The 2,321-nt window shown below is 31.9% G+C and carries 2 protein-coding genes; both read right to left on the bottom strand.

What is annotated here, in order from left to right; all coding sequences use genetic code 11:
• Positions 1-188 precede the first annotated feature (188 nt).
• Complete coding sequence (locus FTV42_RS16330) at positions 189-719, bottom strand: plasmid replication DNA-binding protein (RefSeq protein WP_180039210.1); 531 nt, start codon at positions 717-719, stop codon at positions 189-191.
• A 58-nt stretch (positions 720-777) separates the two neighbouring features.
• Positions 778-1,743 carry a RepB family plasmid replication initiator protein gene (locus tag FTV42_RS16325; protein ID WP_178319600.1) on the bottom strand — a complete coding sequence of 322 codons (966 nt, stop codon included), beginning with the start codon at positions 1,741-1,743 and terminating at the stop codon, positions 778-780.
• Positions 1,744-2,321 lie beyond the last annotated feature (578 nt).

Here is a 2,321-nt window from a genome sequence, read left to right as displayed (position 1 = left end):
ATTTTCTAAAATTAACATAATACACCTTATACGCAATGCTTTTGAAATTGTGTTATAATTCAATTTGTTGATTCAAGTTTTATAGCCCATTCACCCTCGAATGGGCTTTTTTTATGATTTTTCATGTTCCACGCTTACTTACTGATCAATGTTCCACGGTTTTATTCATTTTAATTAAATAATTTTTGTTAATCATAGGGTCTAAAAAAACGGCTCCAAAAGCCCCTTTTTTCAGGTTCAGGTTCAATATGCTCTGGTACTGGAATTCGCTTCTTAGGCTCTTGGATCTCAGTCTGAATCTCAGCTTCTTCTTTTGGTTCAACAGTCTCTTGGGGTGTTGCAACTGGTGTTGGATCTTCTACCTTTGGAGGTTTTGGGGCTTCCAGTAGGCGTTGCATTGCTTCGATTTGTTCTTGGTAGAAGTTTTCTCTCTCTAAAGACTGATTTTCTCGCAAAATTGATTGGTTTAATTGACGTTCAAGCATGTCAACTTGACGTTTTAGCATGTCAATTTCTGTTAAGTTTTGACTGTCAGTTGATTTACTTTGATTGACAGTTACATTTTTGTTTTGTGGTTCTCCAAAGACTCTAAGTGCCTCTGCAAAGTCAATCAAACCATCTGAGCTTTTAGATAAATTTCCTTTATTAATATGAGCATATATAGCTTGTCGTGAATATCCATATAGCTTTGCAAGTTCCGATACTGATAGCTTTTTCATAGTTGTAAAGTTGTTATCAAGTCATGTTAATAATTGACTATTCAATTGACAGTGTCAATTAACTTAATGACTTGAATCCTAACTGCTTTAAGTAAGGCATATATTCTCTTACTTTTGCAGGGTCTATTAGCTGATTAGCAATTCGTTTAGCAAAATCCTCATAACTCTCACCAACTTCACTATATTGGTTCGCAAAAGCTGAGTCATAGGCAAGTTTGTTTGAGAACAAATCAATTTGGCTAACTGTAAGAGGCTTTTCTTTTTTCTTTTCTTTAGAAGGCTTCGTAGTTTCTTTTTTTCCAATTACGAATCTAAAACCTGTAATTTTTTTGCCATCTTTAAGGTTGGAGAAAGATACTTGTAGTTCAGTAGATTTATTAATTTCTGATACCGCTGGTACGATAACTCTTTTTTTTAAATTCCAAAGCAAGGAATACTTATTTTGTAACTCGAATATATTTCTGAACTCTTCTTCTTTGAAATCTCTGTGTCCTATATTTTCGTATTGTTTTAATAATTGATAAAGCTGGATGGAGTGGGATCCTCTTAGCTGTAAAACTTCTTTAATTGTAAACTTTGTGTATGGATGATTGTTATTAAATATAGACAACATAAACAGGACTTCATTTGTGAAGTAAAAGCTTATTTTTCCATCTGCATATTCAATACGAATTACCCAGTGAACCGACACGCGATTACCTTTTGTATTTATGTAAGAAAAGTATCTTCCACGAAGATCATCAGCAGCTCTTTTTAATTGAGAGTAGGCACTGCCTAGTTCGATATCACATGCTTCAGCAAAGTCTTTAGCAGTAATAGTAAATTTACTAGATTCACTCATTGGATTAAGACGAACTATAGGGCTAGCTAAAATAAAGATCCTTTTTTCATCTACGGACATGCTATTCCACGCTTCGATCATCCTATTCTGCATGACTGTATATTCTGCTGGATATTGAGCTACAGGCTTTTGAATAGGGTATTCATGATCATCAACTACTATAGTATCTAATTGAGAATCCATATTTTTTTAATTCATACATATTTGATAATGTATGAATATATGAGCTAACAATAGTAAAGTCAAACCTAGAAAAATGTATGATTATTCTTTTGTACAGTGTTTTTTTAATTTTTTGATCTTTATCAAAGTATAAAAAATTATCCATCTATAAATTTGGAGTATAAAAAATAGTCTGATTTATAAATTATAAGTATAAGAATCAATCAAAACAAATAGTGAAAGAACTAAAATTAGCTAAAAATATAGAGATTATTTATATCTAGGTAAATGTATGAAGATCTAGGTAAATGTATGAAGTTTCCTAGGTAAATGTATGGAGTTTCCTAGGTAAATGTATGGAGTTTCCTAGGTAAATGTATGAATTAAATATCTATAATCCTTTCTATATGAGCATTACAGACGTTCTAAAAGTATTTAAAAGTTAAAAATATTAAAAAATATATACACCTTTAAAAATTGCCCTTGGTTTTCGCTACGCTCAAACTCTATTGAATCTCGCTCTCGCTCGATTCGAGGGGCAATTTTTTGGTTAATATTTTCGTGACTTTTAGAAAAAGCAAAAGAAACTCGGAATTCGC

It is taken from the genome of Acinetobacter sp. YH16052 (assembly GCF_013417155.1).
Classification (GTDB): domain Bacteria; phylum Pseudomonadota; class Gammaproteobacteria; order Pseudomonadales; family Moraxellaceae; genus Acinetobacter.
Note: the sequence above shows the minus strand (reverse complement) of the source record. Positions and strands in the feature narration are given on the sequence as shown.

What these genes read in the sequence shown, in the direction of transcription:
- FTV42_RS16330 (WP_180039210.1), bottom strand. Translation starts at nt 719, where the DNA reads ATGAAAAAGCTATCAGTATCGGAACTTGCAAAGCTATATGGATATTCA.
- FTV42_RS16325 (WP_178319600.1), bottom strand. Translation starts at nt 1,743, where the DNA reads ATGGATTCTCAATTAGATACTATAGTAGTTGATGATCATGAATACCCT.